The sequence below is a fragment of the SAR324 cluster bacterium genome (assembly GCA_015232315.1).
Taxonomy (GTDB): Bacteria; SAR324; SAR324; order SAR324; family NAC60-12; genus JADFZZ01.
Genome location: JADFZZ010000007.1, coordinates 65,256 through 89,757 on the forward strand (window position 1 = coordinate 65,256; position 24,502 = coordinate 89,757).

27 protein-coding genes are annotated in these 24,502 nt (G+C 44.7%); 11 read left to right on the forward strand and 16 right to left on the reverse strand.

The annotated features are described in order from the left end of the window. Nucleotides 1-30: 30 nt before the first annotated feature. The 3 genes from HQM11_07475 to HQM11_07485 all read right to left on the reverse strand — a co-directional run bounded on the left by HQM11_07475 (nt 31) and on the right by HQM11_07485 (nt 2,842). A complete protein-coding gene (locus HQM11_07475; protein ID MBF0350857.1) occupies nt 31-729 on the reverse strand; it encodes an SOS response-associated peptidase in 699 nt (232 codons plus the stop codon). Nucleotides 730-763: 34 nt separating this feature from the next. Continuing rightward, nucleotides 764-1,984 carry a tyrosine--tRNA ligase gene (locus HQM11_07480; protein MBF0350858.1) on the reverse strand — a complete coding sequence of 407 codons (1,221 nt, stop codon included), beginning with the start codon at nt 1,982-1,984 and terminating at the stop codon, nt 764-766. 69 nt (nt 1,985-2,053) lie between these two features. Continuing rightward, entirely contained in the window at nt 2,054-2,842 is a 789-nt protein-coding gene (locus tag HQM11_07485) for a phosphoadenylyl-sulfate reductase (GenBank protein ID MBF0350859.1), read from the reverse strand. A gap of 77 nt (nt 2,843-2,919) precedes the next feature. On the opposite strand from HQM11_07485, the gene HQM11_07490 reads away from it, so the two are divergent. From HQM11_07490 to HQM11_07510, 5 genes are all read left to right on the forward strand, one after another. Beyond that, complete coding sequence (locus HQM11_07490; protein ID MBF0350860.1) at nt 2,920-3,078, forward strand: hypothetical protein; 159 nt, start codon at nt 2,920-2,922, stop codon at nt 3,076-3,078. Nucleotides 3,079-3,151: 73 nt separating this feature from the next. Beyond that, nucleotides 3,152-3,406 carry a hypothetical protein gene (locus tag HQM11_07495; GenBank protein MBF0350861.1) on the forward strand — a complete coding sequence of 85 codons (255 nt, stop codon included), beginning with the start codon at nt 3,152-3,154 and terminating at the stop codon, nt 3,404-3,406. 13 nt (nt 3,407-3,419) lie between these two features. Then, nucleotides 3,420-4,769, forward strand: a complete 1,350-nt coding sequence (locus tag HQM11_07500; GenBank protein MBF0350862.1) for a DUF445 family protein — start codon at nt 3,420-3,422, stop codon at nt 4,767-4,769. 76 nt (nt 4,770-4,845) lie between these two features. Continuing rightward, the gene (locus HQM11_07505) at nt 4,846-5,685 is read left to right on the forward strand and encodes a methyltransferase domain-containing protein (GenBank protein MBF0350863.1); all 840 of its coding nucleotides are present in this window, start codon (nt 4,846-4,848) and stop codon (nt 5,683-5,685) included. A 23-nt stretch (nt 5,686-5,708) separates the two neighbouring features. Next, entirely contained in the window at nt 5,709-6,500 is a 792-nt protein-coding gene (locus HQM11_07510; protein ID MBF0350864.1) for a tetratricopeptide repeat protein, read from the forward strand. On the opposite strand, the gene HQM11_07515 is transcribed toward HQM11_07510, so the two are convergent. The 5 genes from HQM11_07515 to HQM11_07535 all read right to left on the reverse strand — a co-directional run bounded on the left by HQM11_07515 (nt 6,497) and on the right by HQM11_07535 (nt 12,737). Further along, entirely contained in the window at nt 6,497-7,129 is a 633-nt protein-coding gene (locus tag HQM11_07515; GenBank protein ID MBF0350865.1) for a mechanosensitive ion channel family protein, read from the reverse strand. The genes HQM11_07510 and HQM11_07515 overlap by 4 nt on opposite strands. Before the next feature lie 427 nt (nt 7,130-7,556). Further along, a complete protein-coding gene (locus HQM11_07520) occupies nt 7,557-9,035 on the reverse strand; it encodes a TrkH family potassium uptake protein (GenBank protein ID MBF0350866.1) in 1,479 nt (492 codons plus the stop codon). Between the two features lie 69 nt (nt 9,036-9,104). Continuing rightward, nucleotides 9,105-9,797 carry a response regulator gene (locus tag HQM11_07525; GenBank protein ID MBF0350867.1) on the reverse strand — a complete coding sequence of 231 codons (693 nt, stop codon included), beginning with the start codon at nt 9,795-9,797 and terminating at the stop codon, nt 9,105-9,107. After that, on the reverse strand, nt 9,760-11,256 hold the full coding sequence (locus HQM11_07530) for a DUF4118 domain-containing protein (GenBank protein ID MBF0350868.1): 1,497 nt from the start codon (nt 11,254-11,256) through the stop codon (nt 9,760-9,762). The genes HQM11_07525 and HQM11_07530 overlap by 38 nt, the downstream gene beginning before the upstream one ends. 371 nt (nt 11,257-11,627) lie before the next feature. Further along, on the reverse strand, nt 11,628-12,737 hold the full coding sequence (locus HQM11_07535; GenBank protein MBF0350869.1) for a 2'-deoxycytidine 5'-triphosphate deaminase: 1,110 nt from the start codon (nt 12,735-12,737) through the stop codon (nt 11,628-11,630). A gap of 248 nt (nt 12,738-12,985) precedes the next feature. On the opposite strand from HQM11_07535, the gene HQM11_07540 reads away from it, so the two are divergent. From HQM11_07540 to HQM11_07565, 6 genes are all read left to right on the forward strand, one after another. Further along, the gene (locus HQM11_07540; protein ID MBF0350870.1) at nt 12,986-14,797 is read left to right on the forward strand and encodes an acyl-CoA dehydrogenase; all 1,812 of its coding nucleotides are present in this window, start codon (nt 12,986-12,988) and stop codon (nt 14,795-14,797) included. A gap of 158 nt (nt 14,798-14,955) precedes the next feature. Continuing rightward, the gene (locus HQM11_07545) at nt 14,956-15,744 is read left to right on the forward strand and encodes a DUF1295 domain-containing protein (protein MBF0350871.1); all 789 of its coding nucleotides are present in this window, start codon (nt 14,956-14,958) and stop codon (nt 15,742-15,744) included. A gap of 72 nt (nt 15,745-15,816) precedes the next feature. Further along, nucleotides 15,817-16,677: a 1-acyl-sn-glycerol-3-phosphate acyltransferase gene (locus HQM11_07550; protein MBF0350872.1), complete on the forward strand. Its 861-nt coding sequence runs from the start codon at nt 15,817-15,819 to the stop codon at nt 16,675-16,677. 75 nt (nt 16,678-16,752) lie between these two features. After that, nucleotides 16,753-17,199 (forward strand): DNA lyase, encoded by a 447-nt coding sequence (locus HQM11_07555; protein MBF0350873.1) that lies wholly within the window; start codon nt 16,753-16,755, stop codon nt 17,197-17,199. Between the two features lie 437 nt (nt 17,200-17,636). Next, a complete protein-coding gene (locus tag HQM11_07560; GenBank protein MBF0350874.1) occupies nt 17,637-17,891 on the forward strand; it encodes a WGR domain-containing protein in 255 nt (84 codons plus the stop codon). Nucleotides 17,892-18,002: 111 nt separating this feature from the next. Beyond that, complete coding sequence (locus HQM11_07565; protein MBF0350875.1) at nt 18,003-18,692, forward strand: hypothetical protein; 690 nt, start codon at nt 18,003-18,005, stop codon at nt 18,690-18,692. Nucleotides 18,693-18,707: 15 nt separating this feature from the next. Here HQM11_07565 and HQM11_07570 read toward each other — a convergent pair whose 3' ends face one another. From HQM11_07570 to HQM11_07605, 8 genes are all read right to left on the reverse strand, one after another. Further along, on the reverse strand, nt 18,708-18,917 hold the full coding sequence (locus tag HQM11_07570) for a hypothetical protein (GenBank protein ID MBF0350876.1): 210 nt from the start codon (nt 18,915-18,917) through the stop codon (nt 18,708-18,710). Then, nucleotides 18,910-19,512 (reverse strand): cyclic nucleotide-binding domain-containing protein, encoded by a 603-nt coding sequence (locus tag HQM11_07575; protein ID MBF0350877.1) that lies wholly within the window; start codon nt 19,510-19,512, stop codon nt 18,910-18,912. The genes HQM11_07570 and HQM11_07575 overlap by 8 nt, the downstream gene beginning before the upstream one ends. Next, nucleotides 19,509-20,291, reverse strand: a complete 783-nt coding sequence (locus HQM11_07580) for a lipase family protein (GenBank protein ID MBF0350878.1) — start codon at nt 20,289-20,291, stop codon at nt 19,509-19,511. The genes HQM11_07575 and HQM11_07580 overlap by 4 nt, the downstream gene beginning before the upstream one ends. A gap of 20 nt (nt 20,292-20,311) precedes the next feature. Further along, nucleotides 20,312-20,788 carry a hypothetical protein gene (locus HQM11_07585; protein MBF0350879.1) on the reverse strand — a complete coding sequence of 159 codons (477 nt, stop codon included), beginning with the start codon at nt 20,786-20,788 and terminating at the stop codon, nt 20,312-20,314. Between the two features lie 107 nt (nt 20,789-20,895). After that, the gene (locus HQM11_07590; GenBank protein ID MBF0350880.1) at nt 20,896-21,852 is read right to left on the reverse strand and encodes a hypothetical protein; all 957 of its coding nucleotides are present in this window, start codon (nt 21,850-21,852) and stop codon (nt 20,896-20,898) included. A 64-nt stretch (nt 21,853-21,916) separates the two neighbouring features. Continuing rightward, the gene (locus HQM11_07595) at nt 21,917-22,198 is read right to left on the reverse strand and encodes a hypothetical protein (protein ID MBF0350881.1); all 282 of its coding nucleotides are present in this window, start codon (nt 22,196-22,198) and stop codon (nt 21,917-21,919) included. Between the two features lie 213 nt (nt 22,199-22,411). Further along, complete coding sequence (locus HQM11_07600; protein MBF0350882.1) at nt 22,412-23,110, reverse strand: hypothetical protein; 699 nt, start codon at nt 23,108-23,110, stop codon at nt 22,412-22,414. Between the two features lie 270 nt (nt 23,111-23,380). Continuing rightward, on the reverse strand, nt 23,381-24,445 hold the full coding sequence (locus HQM11_07605) for a hypothetical protein (GenBank protein MBF0350883.1): 1,065 nt from the start codon (nt 24,443-24,445) through the stop codon (nt 23,381-23,383). Between the last annotated feature and the right edge of the window lie 57 nt (nt 24,446-24,502).

Genomic DNA, 24,502 nt, shown 5'->3' on the forward strand with positions numbered 1-24,502 from the left:
GAAAAGAGGCCGCGTGAGTCTATCTGGTGTTCAAAATAGCGACATCTGCGGATCTTCAGATTTTTTCATCTGGACCGGACGGATGCAGTCCACTGAATCATTGGATGTTTGATTGATCAGGGGACGGACTTCCTCGGCCTGCATCCAATCTTGTGGGCATGGTTTCAAAATATCAATCAATTCAGAAGGCTGATGAACGCCAAGCCACTGCTTCGTCGCTGAAGGCAGGACAATCGCGGGCATCCGGTTATGGATGATTTCCATGAAAGGATTTGGTGGAACGGTGATGATGGTGCAGGTGATCAGCGTTTTTCCTTCAGGATTTTTCCATTCTTCCCACAGGCCTGCCATTGAAAATAAGGGTGTGTTTTTTAAGCGGATGTACAGGGGAGTTTTTTGTTTTCCGGAAGATTTCCATTCAAAAAAACCACTGGCGGGAATCAGGCAGCGCCTACGGGTTAACGCCTGACGGAAGGATGGTTTCTCAGCCAATGTTTCTGCCCGGGCATTGATGAGCTTATTGCCGATTGCGGGATCTTTGGCCCAGAAGGGAACAAGGCCCCACTTCATGGTCCGTAACACAGGAAAGGAGTTTTCCTGCACAATCACAGGTATTTCCTGAGATGGCGCAATGTTATAGCGACTGGCTGTGAAGCCCTTGGCATATTTCAGGTCAAATGTCTGTTTCAGTTTTTCAGGAGATGAATCCAGCGCGAATCTTCCACACATAGGTCGTTTTACCAGAAATCTGAAGTTCTATGCGTTATCGCACGAGCAATCGATGATAACGTTTTTTACCAGCACGAAGCATGATGGACTGATCTTCGATATGGATTGCTGTGAGTTGAAAGAATTCATCTTCAATTCTGTGCTGGTTGACATAAAGGCCTCCTTGGTCCAAAAGTCTGCGCGCCTCGCTCCTGGATTTTGTCAAACCGATTTCCTGATAAATTTCAAACAGCGAAACGCCCTGTTCCAGCCGGTTCATGGAAATTTCTGAAGAAGGAACATTGTCGATGTTTCCTGAACCACTAAATAACGCCGCCGCGGCAGATTGGGCTTTTTCGGCTTCTTCCCTGCCATGAACCAGAGCGGTGGTTTCATAAGCCAGCACTTTTTTGGCTTCGCGAATTTCCGCGTCTTTCAACGCACCCAAACGATTGACCTCCTCCATCGGCAGGAAGGTGAACATGGCCAGAAAACGTTTCACATCACCATCTTCCGTATTGATCCAGTATTGATAATAGTCATAAGGCGATGTTTTTGACGCCTCCAGCCAGACAGCGCCTTTTTCAGTTTTACCCATTTTTTTGCCGGAGGATGTGGTCAGCAAGGGATAGGTCCAGCCATAAACTTCTTTCTGCTCCATCCTGCGGATCAGATCCAATCCGGACAGAATATTGGCCCACTGATCATCACCGCCCATTTGCAGAACACAGCCATAACGACGGTATAACTCCAGAAAATCATACGCCTGCAGAAGTTGGTAATTGAACTCCAGAAAGGATAAGCCTGTTTCCAGGCGAACTTTGTAGGTTTCAAAAGACAGCATACGATTGACAGAAAAGTGCCTTCCAATATCTCTGAGAAAATCAATGTAATTCAACGATCTCAACCAATCGGCGTTGTTCACCAGAAGAGCGCCTTGTTCAAAATCAAGAAATCTTGAAAATTGAGGTTGCATGGCATCAATGTTTTGCTGGAGGTTTTCTTCAGAAAGCATTTTGCGCATTTCTGTCTTACCGCTGGGGTCTCCGATCATGGCGGTTCCACCACCCACCAGTGCAATGACACGGTGTCCGGCACGCTGCATGTGAGCCAATCCCATGATGGGAATAAGATGTCCTACATGCAATGAATCCGCTGTGGGATCAAAGCCTGTATAACAACAGATTTGCCCTTGTTTAACCTGTTTCTCAAGCATGTCAGGATGTGTTACCTGCTGGGAAAATCCTCGTTCACGAAAAATATCCAGAATACTCACGGTGCCTCTTGCAATGAATCAATGATGTTATGATAACAGAGCGGGAAGAGTTTTGTCTCTGCCCGGTGTTCAGATAGCGGACAAAACCGTTTGCCTAAGGCGCAGAACGATTGCTTCCTCAATGGAAATGGTCTGGGATTGATGAGACACATCCGTGGGGTTTATTCCGCAATAATCCACTCCTGACAGGTGTCTCCACCGACCTGCCCGTGGGCGTTCATCCGGACGCACCGGCGTGGTGCAACGATTACAGCCGATGGTGGGAAAACCCTGCTCATGAAGGGGATTGATGATGGTGTCCTGTTCAAGGGCCAATGTTTCATAGTCCTCATTGGAAATAGTGGCCATAGGATTGATCCTGATCAACTTCATGGAGGTGTCCATGCTGACAATCGGTACTTTGGATCGTGCGCCGCCTTCCCCACGACGAAGTGGTCCCAGCAGGGCATCATAATCCTGATGTAACTCCAGCAAGGGTTCCACTTTTCTCATATGACAGCATTTTTCCTGTCCCGCATGGCTGATGTACAGCACTCCATGAAGTCGGGTTTGTTCTTCCATGGAAAGTTTCGGGGCGTAACGTTTTAGCGGTAATCCGTAGGAATTCCTGATCTGTTCCATCGTGTCGTAGGTTTCCTGAAACAGCACACCGGTATCCGAAAAAACCAGATCCAGCTTATGGCCTGATTTATACACCAGTTTGCACAGAATGGAGCCTGCTTTTTGCCCTGAAGTCAAAATACCGATACGCGGAAACACCTTGATACTCCATTCCAGGATTTCATAGGGGGTTCTGGATTCGAGGTATTGATTGACGGGCTGAAGGTCCTGTTCAGAAAGAGTCACCAGATTTGCCACGATGTGTCCTCTCGGGGAATACTAGGTCTAAAGGATGAAATACAATGTTCAAAGAAGCCAAAATATTGAATTAAGATATGACAAGCAAGTTTTTTGGGGGGGTGAAACAGCCCTTACGGAATGGTCTGATTTTTGTTATGGATGGATTGATCATCAATGGAATCAAACAGTTTTGCCTGTTGACAGACCCTTCGCTCCTGTTTGAAAAATATCGACAATATGATGTTGTGGTCTAATAGAATTTAGAGTATTCAAACCGTATTTGGGCGAAACGATGACTATCGCCCTTAAACTTGAGAAGGAGTTTTTATGCCTCAGATTTCTGTTCCAGTCTGGAAAATTATTTTTAAGGATCAATATGTGCGTTATGGTGCCTTGGCAGGCGTTCTTGCAGGATTATTTTTTCAGCAATTTGTGATTCTTCCTTTATTTCTTGATCCTGATTATTTATGGATCAATCAGGCACTCACTGTTTGCGGAATGGGAATGATCGGTTGGGGCACCGGAGTTTATACCGGTTACTACAAACCGGGCAAACGTCCGCATTTGAAGGTTTATCGTTGAAAAAAGGAAGTTTATGAAAATGACCATGGAGCAAATTGATCAGCGTTTCCGTTGGATACTGTTAATCATCACTCTGTTTCTGGGAGCCATACGATGGTTTCTGGAAGAAGAAAACATCTGGATACATGGCAGTTTTATTATATGCATGGCTGGTATTGTCGGTTATTTCACCAACTTTCTTGCCATCCGGATGCTGTTTCAACCCAAACGGGGTACAGTTCTGGGATGGGAAGGCCTGGTTCCCAAAAACAAACCTGATATTGCCCGGAGTCTCGGTGAAAGCATCCAGACCCAGCTTTTGGCTCCTGAAATCATTCTCGAATACATCCAGCAACACCAGCTCATTGAAAAAAGCACAGAAAACCTTGTGCTCTGGATCGACCAGATGCTTCAAAACGAAACCATTCGTGGCAACATCACAGATCAGATCATTTCCATTCTCAAGACCCGTGGACCGGAATATGTAGAAACCCTATTCAATCATTCAGAATCCGCCATTCAGTCTCTCGCTCGTGATCCTGAAACCATCAAAAAATACTGGATGATGATCCGTAAGGAAATCCAGACTTATACAGACTCTTTGGAGAACAGAAACAAAATCGCGGAATTCATCCGTAAAGTTGTGCAAGAAAAAATTCCGCAGATTGCCGAGGTCGTTGATAGCGCAATGGACCGTTATCTTACAGAACATCAGGGAATTGGGACTATTGGTATTGGCTTGAAAAAGCTTATTTCGTTTGACAGCAGTGCGATCCATTCCCTGCTGGAGCGATTCATTGCTGATCCCGAAACCAGCCAGCGTCTGGTTGGCGTGCTGGATATTCTGGTGGCGGAAATTTCAGAAAAAATAAACTCTCCTGAAACCCAGCATCTGTTGGTAACCAAAATTGAACAATGGGTCGATTTGAGTGCTGATTTTGCCAGAAGGAATATTCTTCCACAAAGCATTGAACAATTACAGATCTGGCTGGATGATCCAAAAAGCTGGCAACAGATTGATTACTCATTTCTCAAACTCATGGAGCAGGTAAAATCTTTTGTGCTTCAGTTCGCAAATTCAAGTGATGGCAAAACACTGCTTAAAAACTGGATTGGAAAAGCGGTTCACAAAATCAATGTCACGGATCTTGTGGAAGAACAGGTGATGAAGCTGGATACCGATGAACTGGAAAAAATGATTCTCAATAATACCGGAGGCAATCTGGTGGTGATTCAGTTCATCGGCGGCGTTCTGGGGTTGATCGCAGGCCTGGTTCAGGTCCACATCGGCTTTGCTTTTCCGTTGATCATTCTCATTGTCATTGTCTGGATCGCTCATGAACATAACAGACGCTATTATGAACGGATCGGCGCAAAACAATGATTAAGACGGTTCATTTCACCCGGGAAACAGCGGCATGGTTATCCCGCACATCATCCACAAACAGGAGCAAATATATATGAGCAGCAAAAAGAAAATCGGAACCCACGAAATCGGCCTGGACATTGGTGTGGTGCTGGCAAAGTATTTTTTCAAGACAGAATACATGCATTACGGATACTGGAAAAAGGGCGTGGCCATCAACGTTGATAATCTTCCCCAGGCACAGGAAGAATACGCAAATCTGCTTCTGTCCAATATTCCAGAAGGCACAAAAACCATTCTGGATGTTGGTTGCGGAATCGGTACAGTTGCAGAAAAACTGCTCAATGCGGGATATGAAGTCGATTGTGTTTCACCGAGTCCCCAACTGACACAATACACACGCAATCGTCTGGGTTCAAGGAGCCATATTTATGAAAGCCTGTATCAGGAGGCTCAAATTCCAAAGCGTTATGACATGGTCCTGTTCAGCGAAAGCTTTCAGTATATTCCTCTGGAAGAGGCCCTGAAAAAAACATTGAGTTTACTAAATCCCGGAGGACACCTGCTGATTTGTGATTTTTTCCGCAAGGAGGTGCAGGGCGAAAGCCCCATCAGCGGTGGACACAAGCTTGCACGTTTTTATGAAATTCTTCCTCAATATCCGCTAAAAACCATTGTTGATTTGGACATCACCCGCGAAACAGCCCCAAGCCTGGACATCATGGATGATATTCTCACCAATGTCGTCCACCCCATCTGGAATGCCGTAGCCTATTACATGAATGTCAATCATCCGGCTGTTTCAAAATTGTTTGTGTGGAAAAACAGGGAGAAAATAGAAAAGGCGCATCGTAAATATTTCACGCATCGAACCAATGGAACCCATTTTCAACAGTTCAAATCATACCGGTTGATGGTTTTTCAGCAAAAATGACAAAAAATCATTGAGGTAAAACTATGATGAATTACACCACTGGAACTCTCGGGATTATCCTTTGGGCGGGCATTGTCCTGGCGGAACCCTGCTATCTCAATATTGAGCAGGCGGAAGGAATGGATCAACACCAGATTTATCCGATTGCCGAAGCCATCATGAATCAATATGTCGCACCAATCCAACCCATGCCTGAAGCAGGGATTCGGTCTGATGACTGTCATTACCGGTTGAGCATCATTCCGTCAGGCAACAGCATTACAGCCACATTCTCTGGAAAAGTCAGTGCTTTGGGCAATTCAGGAAAATCCGGAATGGATGGTGTGGCTCAGGCTATTCTCAGGGCCGTGTATGGAATTTCCACTGATTCAACCAGAGCATCTATTTGCAAAGCCTATCCGGAATATTTTGATACACGATGTTCTGCAACCGCTTTAACACCTGAACATCAGGAAATCAAGATTCCCCCGGAACCAGCCAGCGTCATTGTGGTTCCCCGGGAGGACCCACAGCATTTTCGCCGGAGAGACAATCCTTCCCCGCTCATGATGGATCGTCCCAAACAAAATGAAATTCCACCGCAAGTGGAGAAACACCTTCGGCAACTTGTAAAAAAAGGGAGACTGGATGAGGCTTTGAACAAAATTGATGAAAAGTTAAAGGAACATCCTGATCATCCCGGTTTGCTGTTTGGTAGAGCGGAAGTGTTGTATCAGATGAATCGTCCCAGACAAGCCAGAGACAGTGCCCAGCGTGCCTGCGAACTGGGCAACAAGAGGGCCTGTGATGCCCTTCAGAAAATCAGAAACCGCTAGTTGTCTGTAATATTCTGGGTTCTGGCGACCTTGTTGACCATCATTTGAGTTTCGAGGCTGACGGTCACCTTGCCTGATTTACGGCGAATTCCCTTCTGGAAAAATATGTTGTTCGGAATGATCACCAGTGACGGTTCTTCATCCTGTTGTTGATGTTCCAGTGTGGTGTAGATCAGATTCAGATCAACCACTTTTCCCCGGATGCCCGCATTGGTACTGGTGGGTTCAATCACCTCAATTTCATCGCCAATCCTGAAAGGTTTTACTACCAGCAGAATAAACGTGCACAGCACATTGCTCAAAACACTCCATACAGCTACAAATCCGACCGCGACCATTGCCAGAACAGCAGAAATCACTGTCCAAATGCTGACAATACTCACACCGTATTGTTGAAGGATGAGTAGCATGAATATTAAGATTATCAGCCATTTTCCAACTCGTTGCAGGATTTGATTCACCAGTGCTGTTAGCAGTTTCTGTTTTTCCAGAGAATTCATGCCTTTTCGAAAAAATTTCAGCAACACCATTCCTGCCGCTAACAGAATTATTGAAGAAATCGTCGCGTACATTAGTTCCCACGCGGGTGTTGAATCTTTAATCCAGTCCAGACTGACCCAATGTTGCATAATCACCTTTTGAAAAACTGGTTTTGGAAGATACTGTTAAATACTCAACATTGGTAAGGAATCGCACAAAAACAACTTACCCAATTGGAATAACTCTGTAATTCCAATTGGGTAGATAGTCATCAAACAGAAGTGTCATGCTCTCTTTGAAGTCATCTGCTACTGTTCTTCCTGTCAGAAATACGTGTGCGATTCCTTAAGGCGTTCTTCGCCGGGGAATCCCCCTTTTCAAAGGGGGCATGGGGGATTTAACGCTCAGAATTACATCCCCCAAACCCCTTGAACCACGGGGGAATTGAAACACAGCACCATTCAGAATGCTTAAGTTGATGACATTGGGATCACGGCGAACACACAGGCTCACCCCTACGATTTGTGTCCGAAAATATGACCGGCATATGGTTTCATGCGATATCCGTTCCAGGAACTATGGTTTCCAGAGTTTGTTATGGAACAACGCAAGCAGAACAAAAAATTCCAGACGCCCAAGCAACATCATTACGCATAGAGCCAGTTTGGACGGATCATCGAAATGCGCGAAATTTTCCATGGGTCCAACGGTACCAAATCCGGGACCAGTGCCAGACAGACAGGTCATTACCGCGGTAAGCGAGGTCAACAGATCATTATCCCGATAAGCCAGAAACAGCGAACCCAAAGCCAGGGATGTCATATAAACACAGAAAAAGCCTAAAACAGAATGCAGTAGGTCATTATGGATTAGGGTGGTACCCACTCTCAATTTAGTCACAAGCGATGGTGTAAACCCCAACCTGATGTTGTTCGCTATAATTTTGAACATCAAAAACACCCTGAATTGCTTCAGTCCTCCGGCAGTGGAACCAGCCATGCCGCCCATCAACAAACATAAAAAAATCATGAACTGTGGTCCATACGCATAAAGTTCATAGTCATCTGAGGCAAACCCGGTCGTGCTGATGATCGACATCAACTGGAAGGTCGCTGACCGCAAAGCATGGAGAAAATCATAGTCAGTGCGGAGCCAAAGGGATATGGTGCTGACTGAACAGAAAATAATGATTACCGTAATAAAAAACCGCAGTTCCGCATCCTTCAAAACGGCTTTCCAACGGCCTTTGACCAGCAGATAATACAATCCAAAATTCACGGCGGCAAAAAACATGAATACAATAATGATCCATTCAATCATTGGAGAATGAAAATCCGCGACACTGCCATTTTTTGTAGAAAATCCCCCACTGGCCATGGTTGAAAAACTATGCACAATCGCATCCAGTGGCGCCATGCCGGCCAACCAGAGAAGCGTGGCTTCCAGTGCTGTCAGAAACGCGTAGGTGTACCAGAGATTTCGGGAAGTATCTCTGATTCTGGGGGTGACTTCACCTGAGGTCGGGCCCACTGATTCTGTTTTGAACAGCATCTTGGAACCAACACCGAGATTGGGGAATACGCTGACAAACAACACAACAACGCCCAAACCGCCAATCCAGTGAGTGAGACCGCGCCAGAACTGTAATGCGGGAGGCAAAGCTTCAATATTGTTCAAAATGGAGGAACCGGTAGTGGTGAAGCCTGAAACCGATTCGAACAACGCATCCACAAACCGGGGAATGGCGTTGCTTTCCCAGTAAGGCAACGCGCCGACAATTCCGAGTGCCAGCCAGGCATAAGCCACAATAAGAATAGCGGTTCTTGGAAAAAATATTTCATTGCTGCCTTTTCCATAACGACGCAGAACGATTCCTGTCAGGGCAATAAATAAAGATGTTCCCAAAAACAGTTTTCCCAAATAAGGATCCCATTCAAAATAGAAACACCAGGGAAGCGGGAGCAATAAGAATGTTGCCAATAACAAATGCAGCAAACCCACAATTTTACAGAAAGTTTTCTTTGTGTCATAGGCATACATGGATTTGAGATTCATGGGACTCCTTTACTATGGATAAAATCATTCATTTTGTTCTACATCCCCTTCAGTCTGTGGATTGATGGTTCAATAGATTTTAAGACGATATCCGACACCCGGTTCGGTGAGAATATGCCTGGGCCGGGTTGAGTCTGTTTCGATTTTTCGGCGGAGATTGCTGATGTTGACTCTCAACAAATGCGACTCTGACGCATCATGCCGTTGCCAGACCTGTTGCAGAATCTGCTGGTGGGTCATGACCTTTCCCGCATGTGTTACCAGCAACCGCAATACATCATATTCAGTTGGTGTGAGCTGGATTTCCCTGCCCTCCACCGTGACCAGCCTACGGGTTAAATCAACCACAAGATTGTCTGATTGAAAGATGGCTTCTGTTTCAGGATGGGCGGCTCTTCTCAGGGCGGCCCGGACTCTGGCCATGAGTTCACCCATGCTGAAGGGTTTGGTCAGATAATCATCAGCGCCGGCGTCCAGTGCGGCAATCTTATCGGTTTCCTGCTCCCGTACAGAAAGGATGATGATGGGAATTCTGGTCCATTCCCGCAATCGGCGTGTCACTTCAATGCCATCCATCCTGGGCAGTCCGAGGTCCAGAAAGATGATATCCGGTCGATGATTGATCACTTCCTGAAGTGCGGCCTCACCGCAGTCAGCTTCAAAAACCATGTAGTTGTTTGCTTGTAAGGCTGTGTTGAGAAAACGCCTGATGGCATAATCATCATCAACAACCAACACTCTTAGTTGTGTTTCCATAAGCATTTTTTACCGGTAAAATGATGGTCATAATGGTCCCGCCGCCAGAGCGTCCATGAACAGTAATTTTTCCATGATGGGCTTCCACCAAACCTTTACAGATGGATAGCCCCAGACCGGTACCCGCGACATTGTCCCGGCGATGAATCCGGTAGAATTTATTAAAAATGAAGGGAATTTCATCTGCGGGAATTCCAATCCCCTGATCAATCACATCCAGTTCAATCGAAGATTCCTTGACTGTCACAGTCACTTCAATCGGGGTGTTTTCGGGGGAATATTTCAACGCATTATCAAGCAGATTGACCAGCACCTGCATCATCAGCATGAAATCCATCGGAATCAATGGGATATCTAAGGGAATGCTGGTTTTTATGAGACGATTTCCAATCTGGGTTTCAAGATGACTCAGAGCAACCCCAATCACATCCTGAATATCCCCCGGTTCGTAACGAACCTTGATGGATCCTGCTTCAAGCCGAGTCATCTCCAGTAGATTGCTGACAATGCGATTCAAGCGGGTCGCCTGCTGCCAGGCCGTGTTGATCAGTATTTTGCGTGAATTTTCATCCAGATGCGTTTCATCCTCAATCAGGCTGCTCAAAGACCCGGTGATGGTGACGAGAGGTGTGCGAAGATCGTGAGAAATTGAATTCAATAAGGCTGTCTGAAATCGGTCGGTTTCTTTCAGAAGTTGTGCTTCCTGTGCCTTTGTCGCCAGTTGCAGACGTTCAATTGCCTGGGCGCCCTGGTTGGCAATGGATTCCAGAAATTGTAACTGGGATTTATTGAGCGAATTGACCGCTACGGGAATTTTCAGAACACCCACTGGTGTTTTTGAGGATCTTAACGGGAAATAGACCGCCGTGAGTTCTGGAAAAATCGGGGTTCCCGCTCCAGTAGTACAGTCCCGGTCAAACGCCGTTTTAGCCGCCTGTTGATCCGTGTTTGACCATTTTTCTGAATCCTCGGGGATTGAAACCAAACGGTTATTCTGATTGAGCCAAACCACGCCTCTCTCGCCATAAAGCGTTTCAACGTGAATTGATATGATTTCCAACACCCTGTCCAGTTCACTGGCACCCACAAGATCACGACTTAAATGATAGAGTGCCTCCATTTGCAAGGCACGTTGCTCGGCTTCTTTGGTTTGTTTCCGAGACTGGGCCGCAAGTGTGCTGATGATAATACCCACCAGCAACAGGCCCATGAATGTCAGCAGATATTGTGCATCATGAACAACATAAGTGTAATACGGAGGGATAAAGATCAGATTGAACACCAACACACTCAGGCAGGAGGCCAGAATCGCGGGTTTCAATCCATAGCGCAGTGCAGCGACAATAACCGCTGTGAGGTAGAGCATGACCAGATTGGTTGGCTCCACATAAGGACGAACAGGGTAGCCCAGCAAGGAAACCAGCAACACCAACAACAAACTGAAACCATAATTTTTGAAAACCATGACAGTCACTCCCCTGATTTAAATACACATGATTGATACACGTTTTACTTTAACAGATTACGTATCTCGATAGTGTCAAATTTTGAGGAATGTATGTCAAGAAAGTGTAAAGACGGCCGGGATCAAGGGGAAATTTGAGGAGCGAACTTGATGGGAGGGTTAATAAGGAACGTTCAAAAAATAACATGGAAACTTTGACGTGTGATCACCCCTTACATAGATACAAACGCTGGTAGCGTCGGGTTACGTCCCGACGTTCTCCGGAAAGGCATCGGGACGTAACCCGATGCTACCGTTTTCGCCCCGGGATTCACCGTATAATACGAAAAAGTTTACAACTTATTCTTTTGCCGTTCCTATATTGCAGAAAGTCAATCCTGCATGAAATGTTTGGAAAGCCTGAGTCCCTGATGTTGATAATGCGACTGGATACCTGAGCCATACAACTGCACAGGGGATTCATCGTTGGTTTCAAACAGAATCCGGCAAAGCACCTGTCCATGCTCAATCAAAAAAGGCACATCATGTGGTCTGATTTCAAGAACAGCCTTTGCGCCAATCTTGCCCTGGGAGGAAAAACCAAATCCTGAATCAAAAAAACCTGCGTAATGCACCCGTAATTCTCCGCTGTCCGGATCATAGGCAATCATTTCACCACAGATGTCTTCAGGAATTGCGATTCTCTCCCGCGACGCAAAAATGTAAAATTCTTCAGGCTCCAGAATGATATGTCCATTTTTGAGCGAAATTGGTTCCCAGAAGGCATGAACCGGGTAATGATTCACTTTGCGGATATCAATCACTTCGCTGTTCTTTTTAGAGCGGTACCCCACGATGCCTGAATGCAACGATTGAGACAGGTCAATGCTGAGAAACAAACCATCATCACCAATATCCACATTATTTTCGGGCACAGCGTTTCCATGATCGTCATACAACAAGGGAAATTTTTTGTAATATTCCCTGATTTCGTTTTCATCAAGCCGTAAGGAGTGTTCATTGACCAGTCTCAATTGATTCAGACTGTCGCCGGAATGCACTTCAATGGTGAAGGACATCGGCGAAACTTCGACATATAATTTTCCATGATATCCGGGCGCGACATAATTGAAACGGTAATCATAGTCCGAAATAACTCTGGTGAAGATGTCCAGACGACCGGTTGAGCTTTTCGGATTTGTTCTGCCGTGAATGTGTTCCGGCAGATTCATCATTTCCTGAAGCGGAATGATATAAACACAGCCTTTTTCGAGAATGGCCCCCTGGCGCAGATCCAGTTCATACATCAGCAATTCATTGATTTTATCCTCAACCCTGGCGGTTCTGGTCAGAAAACTGCTGCGTACCCGATAGCACACAGCACCCAATCTCAAATCAAGGGTATTGGGTTGGATCTGTCCTGAGGTGAAGGGAGTTTGTGATCCAATCATTCCCTGCTGGATCAAGGTCTGAATTTGACGAGAACTGAGTACGCCTGCCATGAGGATTTTTTCTTAAAGGTGGAGAAATGCTGATTCTTTAGTTTAGACAACGATAATCCCAAAGAAATCAGGTCATAAAAACAATATGGACGAAGGTTCTAAAGATATCATGAAATAATTACAAGTGATTAAAGCACTGACCCCAGCTTTCATCTTGAATCGAGCACCTACTATGGCTATGATGCCCGTCTTTCGCGTATTTCCGGTGTGTCCGGAACAATCCTATCACTCCCTCCACAGGATGATTTATGAGCAGTACTGAATACAAAGTCGACCGTAGAGATATTTTATTCACTATCAATGAAGTGTTTCAGGCATCCAAACTTTGCGAACTTCCAGAATATTCTGAAATGGATCAGGATTTGTTCAACATGACGATCAACGAATCAGCTAATTTTGCTGAGAAAGTTATTGCTCCAATAAATGCCACAGGAGACAAACAGGGGTGTGTGGTTCAGAATGGAACGGTCAAAACACCTGAGGGTTTTGCGGCCGCCTGGAAAAAAATGGGCGAAGATGGCTGGATTGGCATGAACATGCCCGTTGAAGTGGGTGGACAGGGAATGCCCAATCTGATCACCGCCGCGTCAAGAGACATTCTGATGGGAGCAAATCCCGCGTTTTTTCTGACCTGCACATTGACAAGCGGTTCAGCCAATCTGATTCGTTCTTTTGGCAATGCGGAACTGATTGAACAATATTGCGAAAAAATGTTTTCCGGTGAATGGACCGGGTCCATGTGTCTGACGGAACCCTCCTCCGGAAGTTTTCTGGGAGACATCACCACCACAGCCATCAAAGAGGGCGATCATTACCAGATCAAAGGCACAAAACAGTTCATCACCAGTGGTGAACATGACATGGCCGACAATATCATCCACCTGTTGCTCGCACGCACACCCAATGCCCCACTGGGAACCAAGGGCATCAGTCTGTTTGTTGTGCCAAAAATCCGCTTGGATGGAACCCCCAATGATGTGCATATCGTCAATATCGAACACAAAATGGGAATCATGGGTTCACCCACCTGTGTCCTGTCTTTTGGCGACAATGGCAACTGTCATGGTTATCTGCTTCAGGAAGAAAACAAGGGTATGGCACAGATGTTTCAAATGATGAATGAAGCCCGGTTGTTTGTGGCTATTCAGGGATTGAGTGCCTCTGCCGCCGCCCTGGGATTTGCGCAGTCTTATGCCAACGAACGGCTTCAGGGAGCCGCGATTGAAGAAGGCAAAAACCCCAACGCGCCTAAAATTCCGATTGTTCAGCATCCTGATGTCCGACGGATGTTGATGCGGATGAAAGCCACCACAGAAGGACTTCGCGGGTTGGTCTATGCCTGTGGATATTATGATGACATGGCCGAACACGCACCGGAAGAATTGAAGGAACATTATCAAAATCTTCTGGACATCCATATTCCAATTGCCAAATCGTTTGCCACCGATCAGGGCTTCGAAAGCGCATGCACCGGAATTCAGGTTTTGGGTGGTGTCGGTTTTACCAAGGATTTTCCACTCGAACAGAATGCCCGTGATTTGAAAATCGCTTCCATTTATGAAGGAACCAACGGAATTCAGGCGCTGGATCTGGTTGGACGTAAATTTCAGATCAAAAACGGAGCTCTGGTAGCCTCACTCAAACAAGAATTGGAAACCCTGGGCCAAATCAAAAATATTCCAGCCAATGTTCAGAAACTGATTGCAGAATGGAAAAAATATGAGGGTTTGATGTTTGATGCCATCATGAATCTTCAGAAAATGTCACAAACCCACGGACCTCGAGGATATTTTCTGTATGCGGTCAACATGCAGTCCCTGATGGGTGATGTCATGTGCGCCTATTATTTGCTCAAGCAGGCAATTGTCGCGCAAAATAAATTTGACGCAATGGTGAAAGGTGATCCGAAACAGTTTGCTGCCGAAAACCTGGATGGCCAGTTTTACTGGAATAAAGTACGAACCACCGAGTTTTATATTTACAGTATCTTGCCTCGTGCACTGGAAAATGCCCGTGTGATTGAAAACGGCCACATTTCTCCCTTGGAAGCCTACCTGTAATAGTCTGAAAAGAGGGGGTAATTCCATGCCCCCCTTTCTTTCCTATGAAAGAACTTTTTCCTGTCAGGGTTGATCACATTTTCGATCGAAATATGCTCAATCCCTCTGTCGATCCATGTATCAGAAGGTCTATCGGGTTTGCTGATTTGTGAGGAGGAATCTTGATTTTTGGAATTCCATTATTGGTCTTTTTGGTTGGGATCATTTTCTTGATCCAGTGGATTGCTTTCATTCCGGCTTTTATCTTTCAAACGGAAAAGTTCTTCGATTTAATCGGCAGCATGACTTATGTTTTGATAATGAGTCTTGCCGTATTTCTAAGCGCTGAGATGGATGGCCGATCCATGCTCCTGCTTGTTCTGGTCATGATCTGGGCCATACGCTTAGGACTATTTCTGTTCAGTCGCATCCAAAAAACTGGAAAAGATTCTCGTTTTGACAAAATAAAGCCATTCTTTCTGCCATTCCTGCTCACATGGACGATCCAGGGACTATGGGTAACCTTCACTTTGGCGGCCGCACTTTCCGCAATCACGACCACCCACCGCAAGGACATGGGCTTTCCAGCCCTGATTGGTTTAATCCTCTGGATTTCCGGATTTTTTTTTGAAGTGGTGGCAGACCACCAGAAACGCGCTTTCAGGGCAAATCCTGACAACCAAGGTAAATTCATTGACTCTGGCTTATGGGCACTGTCTCGTCACCCCAATTACTTCGGTGAGATTGTTCTCTGGATTGGAATTGCCGTGATTGCAATCCCCGTGTTGCAGGGCTGGCTGTGGTTGAGTTTGATCTCTCCTGTTTTTGTAATTATTCTGCTCACTCGCATCAGTGGTATCCCCTTACTGGAAAAAGCCGCCGATAAACAATGGCTTGAGCAAGAAGCCTATCAAGCCTATAAGGAACGCACTCCGCTTCTTATTCCCAAACTCTGGATCCATCAATAACGGTTCATTTCGTCAAGTCTGCTTGTCAGAAATGGATTTCACTCGAATCAAGACACTTCTGAGCTATGCATTATGTCACATTTCAAAGGAATGATTGTTCTGAGTTACATCATGCTCAATCTGTTGATTGCCAGCATTCCGCTTATGATTCTGGTGTTCTGTAAGGCGTTGATCCCCTTCAATCCCGTCCAACGCGGAACTTATTATTTGATGACCCGACTCTATGGAATCGCGACCTGGATTGATGATCTGCTGTTCTGGAATTTTCTTGGTACCGAATTGGAGATCCGGGGAACCATAGACAAGTCCAAAGAGGAGACCCATCTCATCATCGCAAATCACCGCTCCTGGACGGACATTTTAATATTGCAGAGTATATTTAATGATAAAACTCCTGTACTCAAATTTTTGATTAAAAAAGCACTCAGATATGTTCCCTTTGTGGGTTGGATCTGCTGGGCTTATGAATATCCGTTCATTCCCTTAAAACTGGAAAATGGACATCCGGTGGGACAAAGCCATGCCAAAGAAAAACTGAAGCAGGATCTGACCAAACTCAAACATTCACCAGCCACTATCGTGAATTTTGCGGAAGGTACCCGGTTCACCAACATCAAATGGCAAAAGCAAAATTCACCTTATTCTTACTTGCTGAAACCCAAAACAGGCGGATTCAAAATCATTCTTGATGAATTTGGAAACCTCATTCATTCAATTTATGATGTCACCATCGTTTATGATTCCCTGAATCATACTTTTTGGGATTTTCTATGCGGAAATTGTAAAAAAATTATTGTTGTCCTTCAGAAAATACCTCTTGATGATGCCTCATTTCCTCCTGAACCTTATGAAAAAGAGGCACTACAACAATGGATCAACAAACAATGGCAACAAAAAGATCACATCATTCAGAATGTGCTCAATGAATCATGAATGCGTTAGAATACTGACTACCAACGTTAATAAGTACCCGACCTTGATCGTGTATTTAACATTCTGAGGAACAAAATGAGATTATGGTCATTACACCCTAAATACCTGGATGCTAAAGGGCTTGTTGCACTTTGGCGAGAAGGATTGCTGGCACAAAAAGTATTAGAGGGAAAAACAACGGGCTATCGGCACCACCCTCAATTGCAACGATTTCGAGAACAGGCTTATCCTTTAGTGGCCATAGGAACCTACCTCCTATCTGTTCATGATGAAGCAACTTTTCGAAATTATTCGTTTGACAGATCGAAAATCTCAATTTTTGACAACAGCATACAACTTTCAGTAACCAAAGGGCAAATCCTGTACGAGTGGAAACACTTGTTAACCAAACTATATCAGCGCAACGCTGCACAATACGGAAAAATCCAGGTGATTCTGGAACCGGAATGTCACCCAATATTTCGGGAAATGCCAGGTGATATCGAACAATGGGAGATCCGATTTCGGAGACTGGACAAATGACTTCTGTGATGCCTCAAATATTTTCTCATTCCGGATTCATTCCGGATTCAAGGGTTATCGACTATTTTGGACAAAAGAACAGCTATGCCAGAAACCGGCAAATCTAGCGGTTTTTTTTCATTGTTCATTATTGTTCATTCGTTTTGCTGTTCTTCTTTCGAGAGAGAAAACCATGAAAGCTAGTGTTTATCAGGGTTTGCTGTTGGTGCGTCCGGAAGGACTCGAACCTTCGACCAACGGATTAGAAAGCCGTTGACGTATGACTGCAACATATTGTTTTTATTATATTTTTAACAAAGTGTCATTTTTCATTCCGGATTCATTCCGGATTCAAGGGTGAGTAACCCCCCCTGAAATTGACAAAAAACGGTTTCGGTTGACGGTGGAACAGGATTCATTTTTAACTTATTTTTAACGCATTTTTGAGTGGAGGTTTTATGCAAGCCATTCGCTATTTCGAGCATCATGGGCAAACCATACAAAACAACAAAACCGTCCATCATGACAAGTTCTACAAAATAAAGCTGGAACAAGTCAATGGCATCTGGGTTGTCGAAACTTGGCGGGGCCGGTGCGGAAAACAAGGGCGGTTGATCCCGTTCGGTTATCCCACTCAGGAGCAAGCCCTGGACAAAATCGGGTACCTGGCCTATGCCAAAGCTCGCAAGGGATACCAAGAGGTGAGTATCTAACAATTTCAACAGGGGCCAGCTCAAAATAAAATATTTTTGCGATTTTGCTTTAACTGTTCTATCTAATGCGGATTGCCTTCAATTATTCAACAACATAACTCCAGAGGACTTATGCTTGATACTCAACTCATCGAACTAAACAACCAAATCCTGATCGACAGTACCCATACGCCCGAAGAACTCGAAGACCTCCCAACCCTCTCCACGCTCATCCAGGGCTACCAATACCTTGAACAGCAGACACACGGCCTGAAACGCAACGGGCTTAAAATCCTGCTCTTTATCCATCACTACCGGACACTGTACTTCCAGGATCCTATTTTTGAGCGGTACCGAGACAAACCGTTTGTGGATTTTGTTTGTGAGGTGGTCATGCAGCAATCGAAAGCCACCGCCTATGATGATGTGGCCATCATTAAAATGCTCGACAAGCATAGTGCCTGGCATGTGCTGGATTCCAAACGTTCAAACCTCATCCGTTACCTGCGGGAAGTGGTTTCAGTCCGACTGTTGTCCGTCCAGAGGGATCTGCTGGATGCCGTGGATCATATCAGCAATGAGGAGCTGCTCCGCATTAAAGAGGCCGATACCGACAACCAGAAAAAACAATTGGTGGAGCGGGATAGAACTTACAGGTTTGTGGCTTACCCGAACCTGCCCGTAAAACGCCGGATAGACGAAAAAAACAAACGCTATGAAATCAAGGGTGCATTGAGCTTTCTCCGTGCGCTGGATGATTTACTGGCCTCAGTGACAGAAGAAGACTTTCAACGCATCGTTGCCGAATACAAGAAATACTGATTTAATCATTTGATTTTATTCAGTTTTTAACTCAAGACAGTAATCACAGCACTCACGGAAGTGCTGCGCTTCCTGTCTCGCCCAGAAATCGTGGAACGATTCGTGTTTTTCTGGCGGGAGCTGTTTCAAAAACTCTTTGATTATCAAATACTGCATCCTTAAAAAATGCCGTTGCAAAACCTCTATGTCTTCAACTTCTCTGGTGCTATTTTCAGTCTTACTCATGGTCTCCTGCCTTTCTCATGGCTAACAACAAATCTTTGATGTGCAGATAAAATTCGCAATCAGCATGTTTGTGCTTCGAGTCAAAATATTCAAACAGTGACATGCCTTCCTCCCTGGCAATATCACTCAAAGTGACATTTACCCGCTGTGCCTGACTCACAAATTCTCGAAAACATTCAATTTTGGCGGTGGTTAATCGGAGCTTGTCCGAAAGAATCATGCTCATCACCTTGAACAGTAGCACAGACTCGTACTGGAAATTCGCCATTTCAAAATCCAACTTCAAAAACGACACATCTGTCTCAGCAAAAATATCCGCTGATACTGGTTGCCGGTTGAGGCATGACATCTCTCCGAAAACATCTCCACACCGGCATAACTGGTAAAGGGGATTTCCATTCACCTGTACGGTTACAGACCCGGAAAGCAAAAAATAAATATAATAATTGACCTCGCCTTGAATCATGAGCCTTGTCCCAGCTTTACAACTACCCAGCACTGCCATGTCGCCCATATCGTCCAGCATTTCTTGCGTAAACCCTGAAAAGAGCCGCGATTCTTGACGTAAAATCTGGGTTGCTTCATCGAACGTCATTGTTTCCTTGCCAGTTTTTCGAGTTGTTCGACATATTCCGAAATGAGATGATCTTTCAGGCCATTCGTCAGTAGGAGTTTGTGTTGCCATGTTCCTTGAAACCGCCCAAGAAATTGCTCCCACCACAACTTATCAAAATGAATTTCGCAATCACCATCAATATACACGATACGCTCATTCAAAGCGTGATACCCCATTATCCGTGGCGGTATCCTGGTCACAACATCCAAGTGATTGACCACATGAAATACGGAATACGCAAACGTCCTGGAAATATATTTCACAAAATTCGAGTCACCAACCCTGGGACAGCCGAACGTGTACGTGCTTTGATAACAGGCGGTAAACTGATTGTTGATGTGCAGGTGATAGGTGAGTAACAACGCCAGGGCACCACCAAGACTGTGCCCTGTGATCCAGATGCTTTTACCTGTGGAAATGCGGGAAAGTATCTCGATAATTTGCGGATACACCACATTGAGCATATAGCTGAAGCCCGAATGTATCCCGCCATGGGGAGTGTATAGCTTGTCTACTTTAATGTCAGACATGGCATCATACCAGGACTCTGTGCCTGTGAATGCCACAATGATTTGATCATTGCCATTATGGGCGATGACGCATTCCGATTCTGTTTCAAAGAGTAAAAAACATTCGCTGAAACCATATTCTGTGAATAAGGAAATGACTTTTTTTCGGTCTGTCTCATACGCCGCTGCACTCAGCTTGCAGCAAATCAACGCATTCCATGCGTCATACGCTTTTGTCTTCCGTAACATTCTCCCCTCTTTTGCTGGTGTTATACCATCCGTGAACTCCGGTCAAAATCAATCACAGCAACGCTCACCGCATTTCCCAGCTTGAGTTCCCGGCTGACCTTTTCATAAAATATGGTGTACGCAGATTTGGACGAAAGCACCGTGTGACTGTAATAGGAACCATTGAACGTTTCAGTGTAGCCATCGCCTAACAGGATGCAGCCATCTGTGTCCGTGTGGTAGTTCCCGATGTGAAAATATATCCACTCAAACCCAGGCACATCTTTTATCCATAAAATCGGATGCTCCCCATTGAACATCTTGCAATACTTGGCATAGAATCCCCCTTCTTTACGAAAGGCTAGAGGGTAAACGCCACCAGGGATCCTGGTCTCACCAGCTTTCTTTTCTTTCCGATACTCGTCCTCCAGCGAAAAACACTGGAACTCACCATCCACATACACCTTCCCCAAGGTGCTATTGTGACCACGTTTTTCTCGAATTACCGAAATAATCATATCACCCCCCATTAAATGTGCCCAGGATTAACCAGTGTGACGCAAACACCAGAAAGACCTGGATGCCAAGTTTATATAGAACAAGAGTGTCCTTCCGTGGACTTGTCTCAACGTCCTTGTTGTCCGATTTTTTCATACTCTTCAACTCCTACAAATTTCGTTTCTGTGGTCATTAAAAACTGATTGATGGTCTGGAAAATAAAGCTGTGAAGCCCCTTGTAAAAATCCTCGACCACTTCTAGCTGGTTCGGGTGTTGCTCAATGCCTGCATACCTGGTATTGATAACCGCCTTGACCGATTCCACAACAATATCCAAATCTTTCCTGAGTAGGTGTATCAGCATAATCAGCTCACCGTCTTCAGGATGTCTCACGGGGATATTGTCCAACGAGGTGAGCGCACTCATTTCAGCTTCATGGATAAGACCATCCACCGCTTCATGACGATTCGTTGTACCCAACAAAAGATACTTCCGTTCCATGCACCGTTCCACCACCTCATACCCAAACAACCGCAACGTGAGCCTCAGCAGAAGAACAACATCATGCTGGCTCAAAACCCGTTGCTTGTCCTTCAGATAAAAAAATTCGTGGTCAATCTTACGTTTTATATCAACCGTGGCCCTCTCCAACTGAGCTTGCAGGTCTTTGACTTTTGCGGAAATCTTTTCGGAAATGTGGTTGACTGAGGTCACAGAGAGGCTCTGTAATCTGTCATCAAGCGTCAGCAACTCGATCAGCTTTTCGTTGATGTTGTCAATTTCCTGGGAGATTACCCTCAATAATGTGGCTTGCGCATCCGCTGACTGGTCTTTGGATGTCAAATATCGGTAGGCATAGGATAGGGGGATCTTGAACAGATAAATGAAGGTGAAGAGAATTGCTAAATAAACAATTGTGACCAGAAAAGGGCCATATTCGCCCGAATGCTCAAGGTGCGAAATCGCTGATGTGAAGTTCTGCAAAAAAGGAATCACTTCTTTTATCTGCGACTCAGACATGTCTTCAGCAAAGGCTGAAGTGTGGACAAACTGCGCCATTATAATGAACCATCCCTTGTTCATACGTCCTCCCCTTGTATGTCAGCATCATGCTGAGAGTATAAAACAGCGCCAATCTCTTTTTTATTTACATAGTTGCCTGTTCGTTATCGTTGCCATCTTCTGCACCTGCCATACCCCTCAAAAGAGCATCCACTTCTGCCTCAGTGAGGACATGGTATCCTTCAGGGAGGAACTCCCTTTGATACTTTTTATACGGTAATTCTCCAGCTTTTGTTCTCAATAATGAGACTGCTCGTCTGACAACGCCAAGAAGTTGACTGTAGCAATCAATGCAGAGACGGAGGTTCCCAAATTTCTCAAGTTTTTGGTCATGAGCATTACAGGTATCACATATTTCAATAATCATGGTTATCTATCCAAAAAGTAAATCATTACCAGTCATTCTTTCCCGTTTGCTACCACATACAGAGCAGAAGATTTTATTCCCCTCAATCTTTGCATAGGTCAGAGAATGAAGTTTAAGGTCACAATCATGACATCGTGGTGTCTGTTCCATTCGATACCATTTTGTCCAAGGACTTTCATGAATAGACCAGCCTCCTTGTCTTTCAGTCTCCATTTATCTCGTCAAAGCATATGCAATCAAGAAGTCAATTCCTGTATAGTCTCTTGACGCACCAGAGCATTCTTCATACGGTGTGCGCTGCCAAATAAAATCTGAGCAACCCCATTGATATACAGCATTAGTCTCATTTGTTTCATCAGGGAATCCCACAAGCAGGTAGAGACTTACTACATCTGTGGATTGGCCTGTCAGTTTCCAATACGCTCCAAGATAGAGATGATTCTCATAGTGATCCTCAACACCAGAGGAGGCAATGTATCCTAGATATTCGAGTGTTTGACTTACAGTATATTGAGGATTTTGATTCAGTCTTGCATCAACATTGGCAATGTAGTTGGTCAAGAAAGTGAGATGATTTACAAACGAATCTGTGACAGCAACTTTACAAGCATCATTATTACCAGCTTTACAGTGCAGATTGTACTTGAAAATTGTAGGAGCAATCTTTGCTGAATATTCAAGATCGTGAGCAGAGGTCTTGAAGTCGATTCCTTCAGTTGACAGACCGTATAACTTCATCACCATCCTGAGAACGTGACGATCTGATAAATAGGTCACAGATGGATCAGTATGTCCGATCCCCATTTCGTAACTGTTTGCCACTACATATTTTGCAAAGAGTTCTAACGTTTTTTGGTATTGTGTATAAATCTGCGTGCAATCCGATTCCGCAATCACTGCACCGAGGAACATGAATCCAACTATTCCGTCCTTGCTGATTGAAGTTGTCTGCTTTCCATCTGCAAGTTCCGGATGGCGGAATAGCCTCCCGTTCGTGTCCTGTAACTGTTTGTATCCTTCCCATAACTCAACAATCTCCTCTGTTCGATATGCTTCTTCCCTTCTGGAATGAATGGATTGTCAGCACAGGATGTAATGAATAATGCAATGATGAGTAGGTATTTCATATTTTTCCCCTTAAAATATCGAAAATTCCAAATACAGAATGGCAATATCTGACATTTAATAATTAGTGTTCACCTTGTATGTGCCAGTAACTTGAATATGATACCCATCTGAATACGCATAATAAGCAACAGTTTGACCTCTGTTGACATCAGTTGCTACTACCCTTCCAGTCCCCTGTGGATTGTTGTTTGTAGTTGCAGGAATCATTTGGATAACTCCAATCAATGCGGTGTACGCTGGACTACTGCCAGGGTAATCACAAGGAGTTGGAAGTATAAAATTAAAGCCATTCACGCCGGACCCACCACTTACATTGGAAGCAAAATATTTAGCACTGAAGTTAATACTGCCACCAACTCTAATAAATTTCCCAAGACCATCCAAAGCTAAAGATGAATTGAAACCGCCACCTATATCAGATAGGTCGGGTTCCCAAAGCCCAGATGTAGAATCTCCTTCTTGTTGATGGACGAATTGTCTAATGATAACATCACTTGCATTACCCTGACAATAAAATGCTGTCCCTACTTGTCGTCCGAATGTGTAGCCTGAAGGCATAGCAATTCCGGAATTGACAGCACTTCCATCATTAAGACCACCAAACGTCTTTTTACTTTTTGATGCTACACAGGAGGTTCCAGATGTGCCATATATGACGTGCATGTAATACCAGCCATTTGCAAAATCTCCTGTGTCAATAGAATTTGCTCCTGCCACGGCACTGCTGTCCATCAACTCATTCACTGAACTTAGAACCAACGCCAAACCAGAGGCATTATAAACAGTCACATAATCTGCTGTAACAACAACATCGTCATCTGGGCTATTGGGCACTTGATAAACTGCAATATTTTCATCACGTTTATTAGGTGTGAATGAGCTTCCAATAGCAATACCAGAACCAGGAACTTTCTCAGTGATTGTATTGAACTTAACTGTATCCACGACTTCCAGATTTCGTCCAGTAGGGATTACAACATCATCCCCTACATCAAGACCAAGAGCATTCTTAACATTATCAATCTGAGACTGGAATGTGGACAAAGCTGGCGAAGTCTGCTCATCTCCAGACATTTCTTTACTGAAACGATGGTCACTTACTTTTTTAATAATGGGCATAAATTCCTTTGTGTCTGAGACAATGTTGTAAATTTTTTGTGCTTAACGCTGTGGAAG

Bases quoted from the DNA above. Each gene is read 5' to 3' on its own strand.
- HQM11_07560 (MBF0350874.1), top strand. From the start codon at position 17,637: ATGCAAGCCATTCGCTATTTCGAGCATCATGGGCAAACCATACAAAAC.
- HQM11_07530 (MBF0350868.1), bottom strand. From the start codon at position 11,256: ATGGTTTTCAAAAATTATGGTTTCAGTTTGTTGTTGGTGTTGCTGGTT.
- HQM11_07500 (MBF0350862.1), top strand. From the start codon at position 3,420: ATGAAAATGACCATGGAGCAAATTGATCAGCGTTTCCGTTGGATACTG.
- HQM11_07585 (MBF0350879.1), bottom strand. From the start codon at position 20,788: ATGATTATTTCGGTAATTCGAGAAAAACGTGGTCACAATAGCACCTTG.
- HQM11_07535 (MBF0350869.1), bottom strand. From the start codon at position 12,737: ATGGCAGGCGTACTCAGTTCTCGTCAAATTCAGACCTTGATCCAGCAG.
- HQM11_07575 (MBF0350877.1), bottom strand. From the start codon at position 19,512: ATGACGTTCGATGAAGCAACCCAGATTTTACGTCAAGAATCGCGGCTC.
- HQM11_07515 (MBF0350865.1), bottom strand. From the start codon at position 7,129: ATGCAACATTGGGTCAGTCTGGACTGGATTAAAGATTCAACACCCGCG.
- HQM11_07590 (MBF0350880.1), bottom strand. From the start codon at position 21,852: ATGAACAAGGGATGGTTCATTATAATGGCGCAGTTTGTCCACACTTCA.
- HQM11_07565 (MBF0350875.1), top strand. From the start codon at position 18,003: ATGCTTGATACTCAACTCATCGAACTAAACAACCAAATCCTGATCGAC.
- HQM11_07550 (MBF0350872.1), top strand. From the start codon at position 15,817: ATGTCACATTTCAAAGGAATGATTGTTCTGAGTTACATCATGCTCAAT.
- HQM11_07475 (MBF0350857.1), bottom strand. From the start codon at position 729: ATGTGTGGAAGATTCGCGCTGGATTCATCTCCTGAAAAACTGAAACAG.
- HQM11_07520 (MBF0350866.1), bottom strand. From the start codon at position 9,035: ATGAATCTCAAATCCATGTATGCCTATGACACAAAGAAAACTTTCTGT.
- HQM11_07525 (MBF0350867.1), bottom strand. From the start codon at position 9,797: ATGCTTATGGAAACACAACTAAGAGTGTTGGTTGTTGATGATGATTAT.
- HQM11_07510 (MBF0350864.1), top strand. From the start codon at position 5,709: ATGATGAATTACACCACTGGAACTCTCGGGATTATCCTTTGGGCGGGC.
- HQM11_07490 (MBF0350860.1), top strand. From the start codon at position 2,920: ATGACAAGCAAGTTTTTTGGGGGGGTGAAACAGCCCTTACGGAATGGT.
- HQM11_07540 (MBF0350870.1), top strand. From the start codon at position 12,986: ATGAGCAGTACTGAATACAAAGTCGACCGTAGAGATATTTTATTCACT.
- HQM11_07505 (MBF0350863.1), top strand. From the start codon at position 4,846: ATGAGCAGCAAAAAGAAAATCGGAACCCACGAAATCGGCCTGGACATT.
- HQM11_07570 (MBF0350876.1), bottom strand. From the start codon at position 18,917: ATGAGTAAGACTGAAAATAGCACCAGAGAAGTTGAAGACATAGAGGTT.
- HQM11_07555 (MBF0350873.1), top strand. From the start codon at position 16,753: ATGAGATTATGGTCATTACACCCTAAATACCTGGATGCTAAAGGGCTT.
- HQM11_07605 (MBF0350883.1), bottom strand. From the start codon at position 24,445: ATGCCCATTATTAAAAAAGTAAGTGACCATCGTTTCAGTAAAGAAATG.
- HQM11_07495 (MBF0350861.1), top strand. From the start codon at position 3,152: ATGCCTCAGATTTCTGTTCCAGTCTGGAAAATTATTTTTAAGGATCAA.
- HQM11_07595 (MBF0350881.1), bottom strand. From the start codon at position 22,198: ATGATTATTGAAATATGTGATACCTGTAATGCTCATGACCAAAAACTT.
- HQM11_07580 (MBF0350878.1), bottom strand. From the start codon at position 20,291: ATGTTACGGAAGACAAAAGCGTATGACGCATGGAATGCGTTGATTTGC.
- HQM11_07600 (MBF0350882.1), bottom strand. From the start codon at position 23,110: ATGTTCCTCGGTGCAGTGATTGCGGAATCGGATTGCACGCAGATTTAT.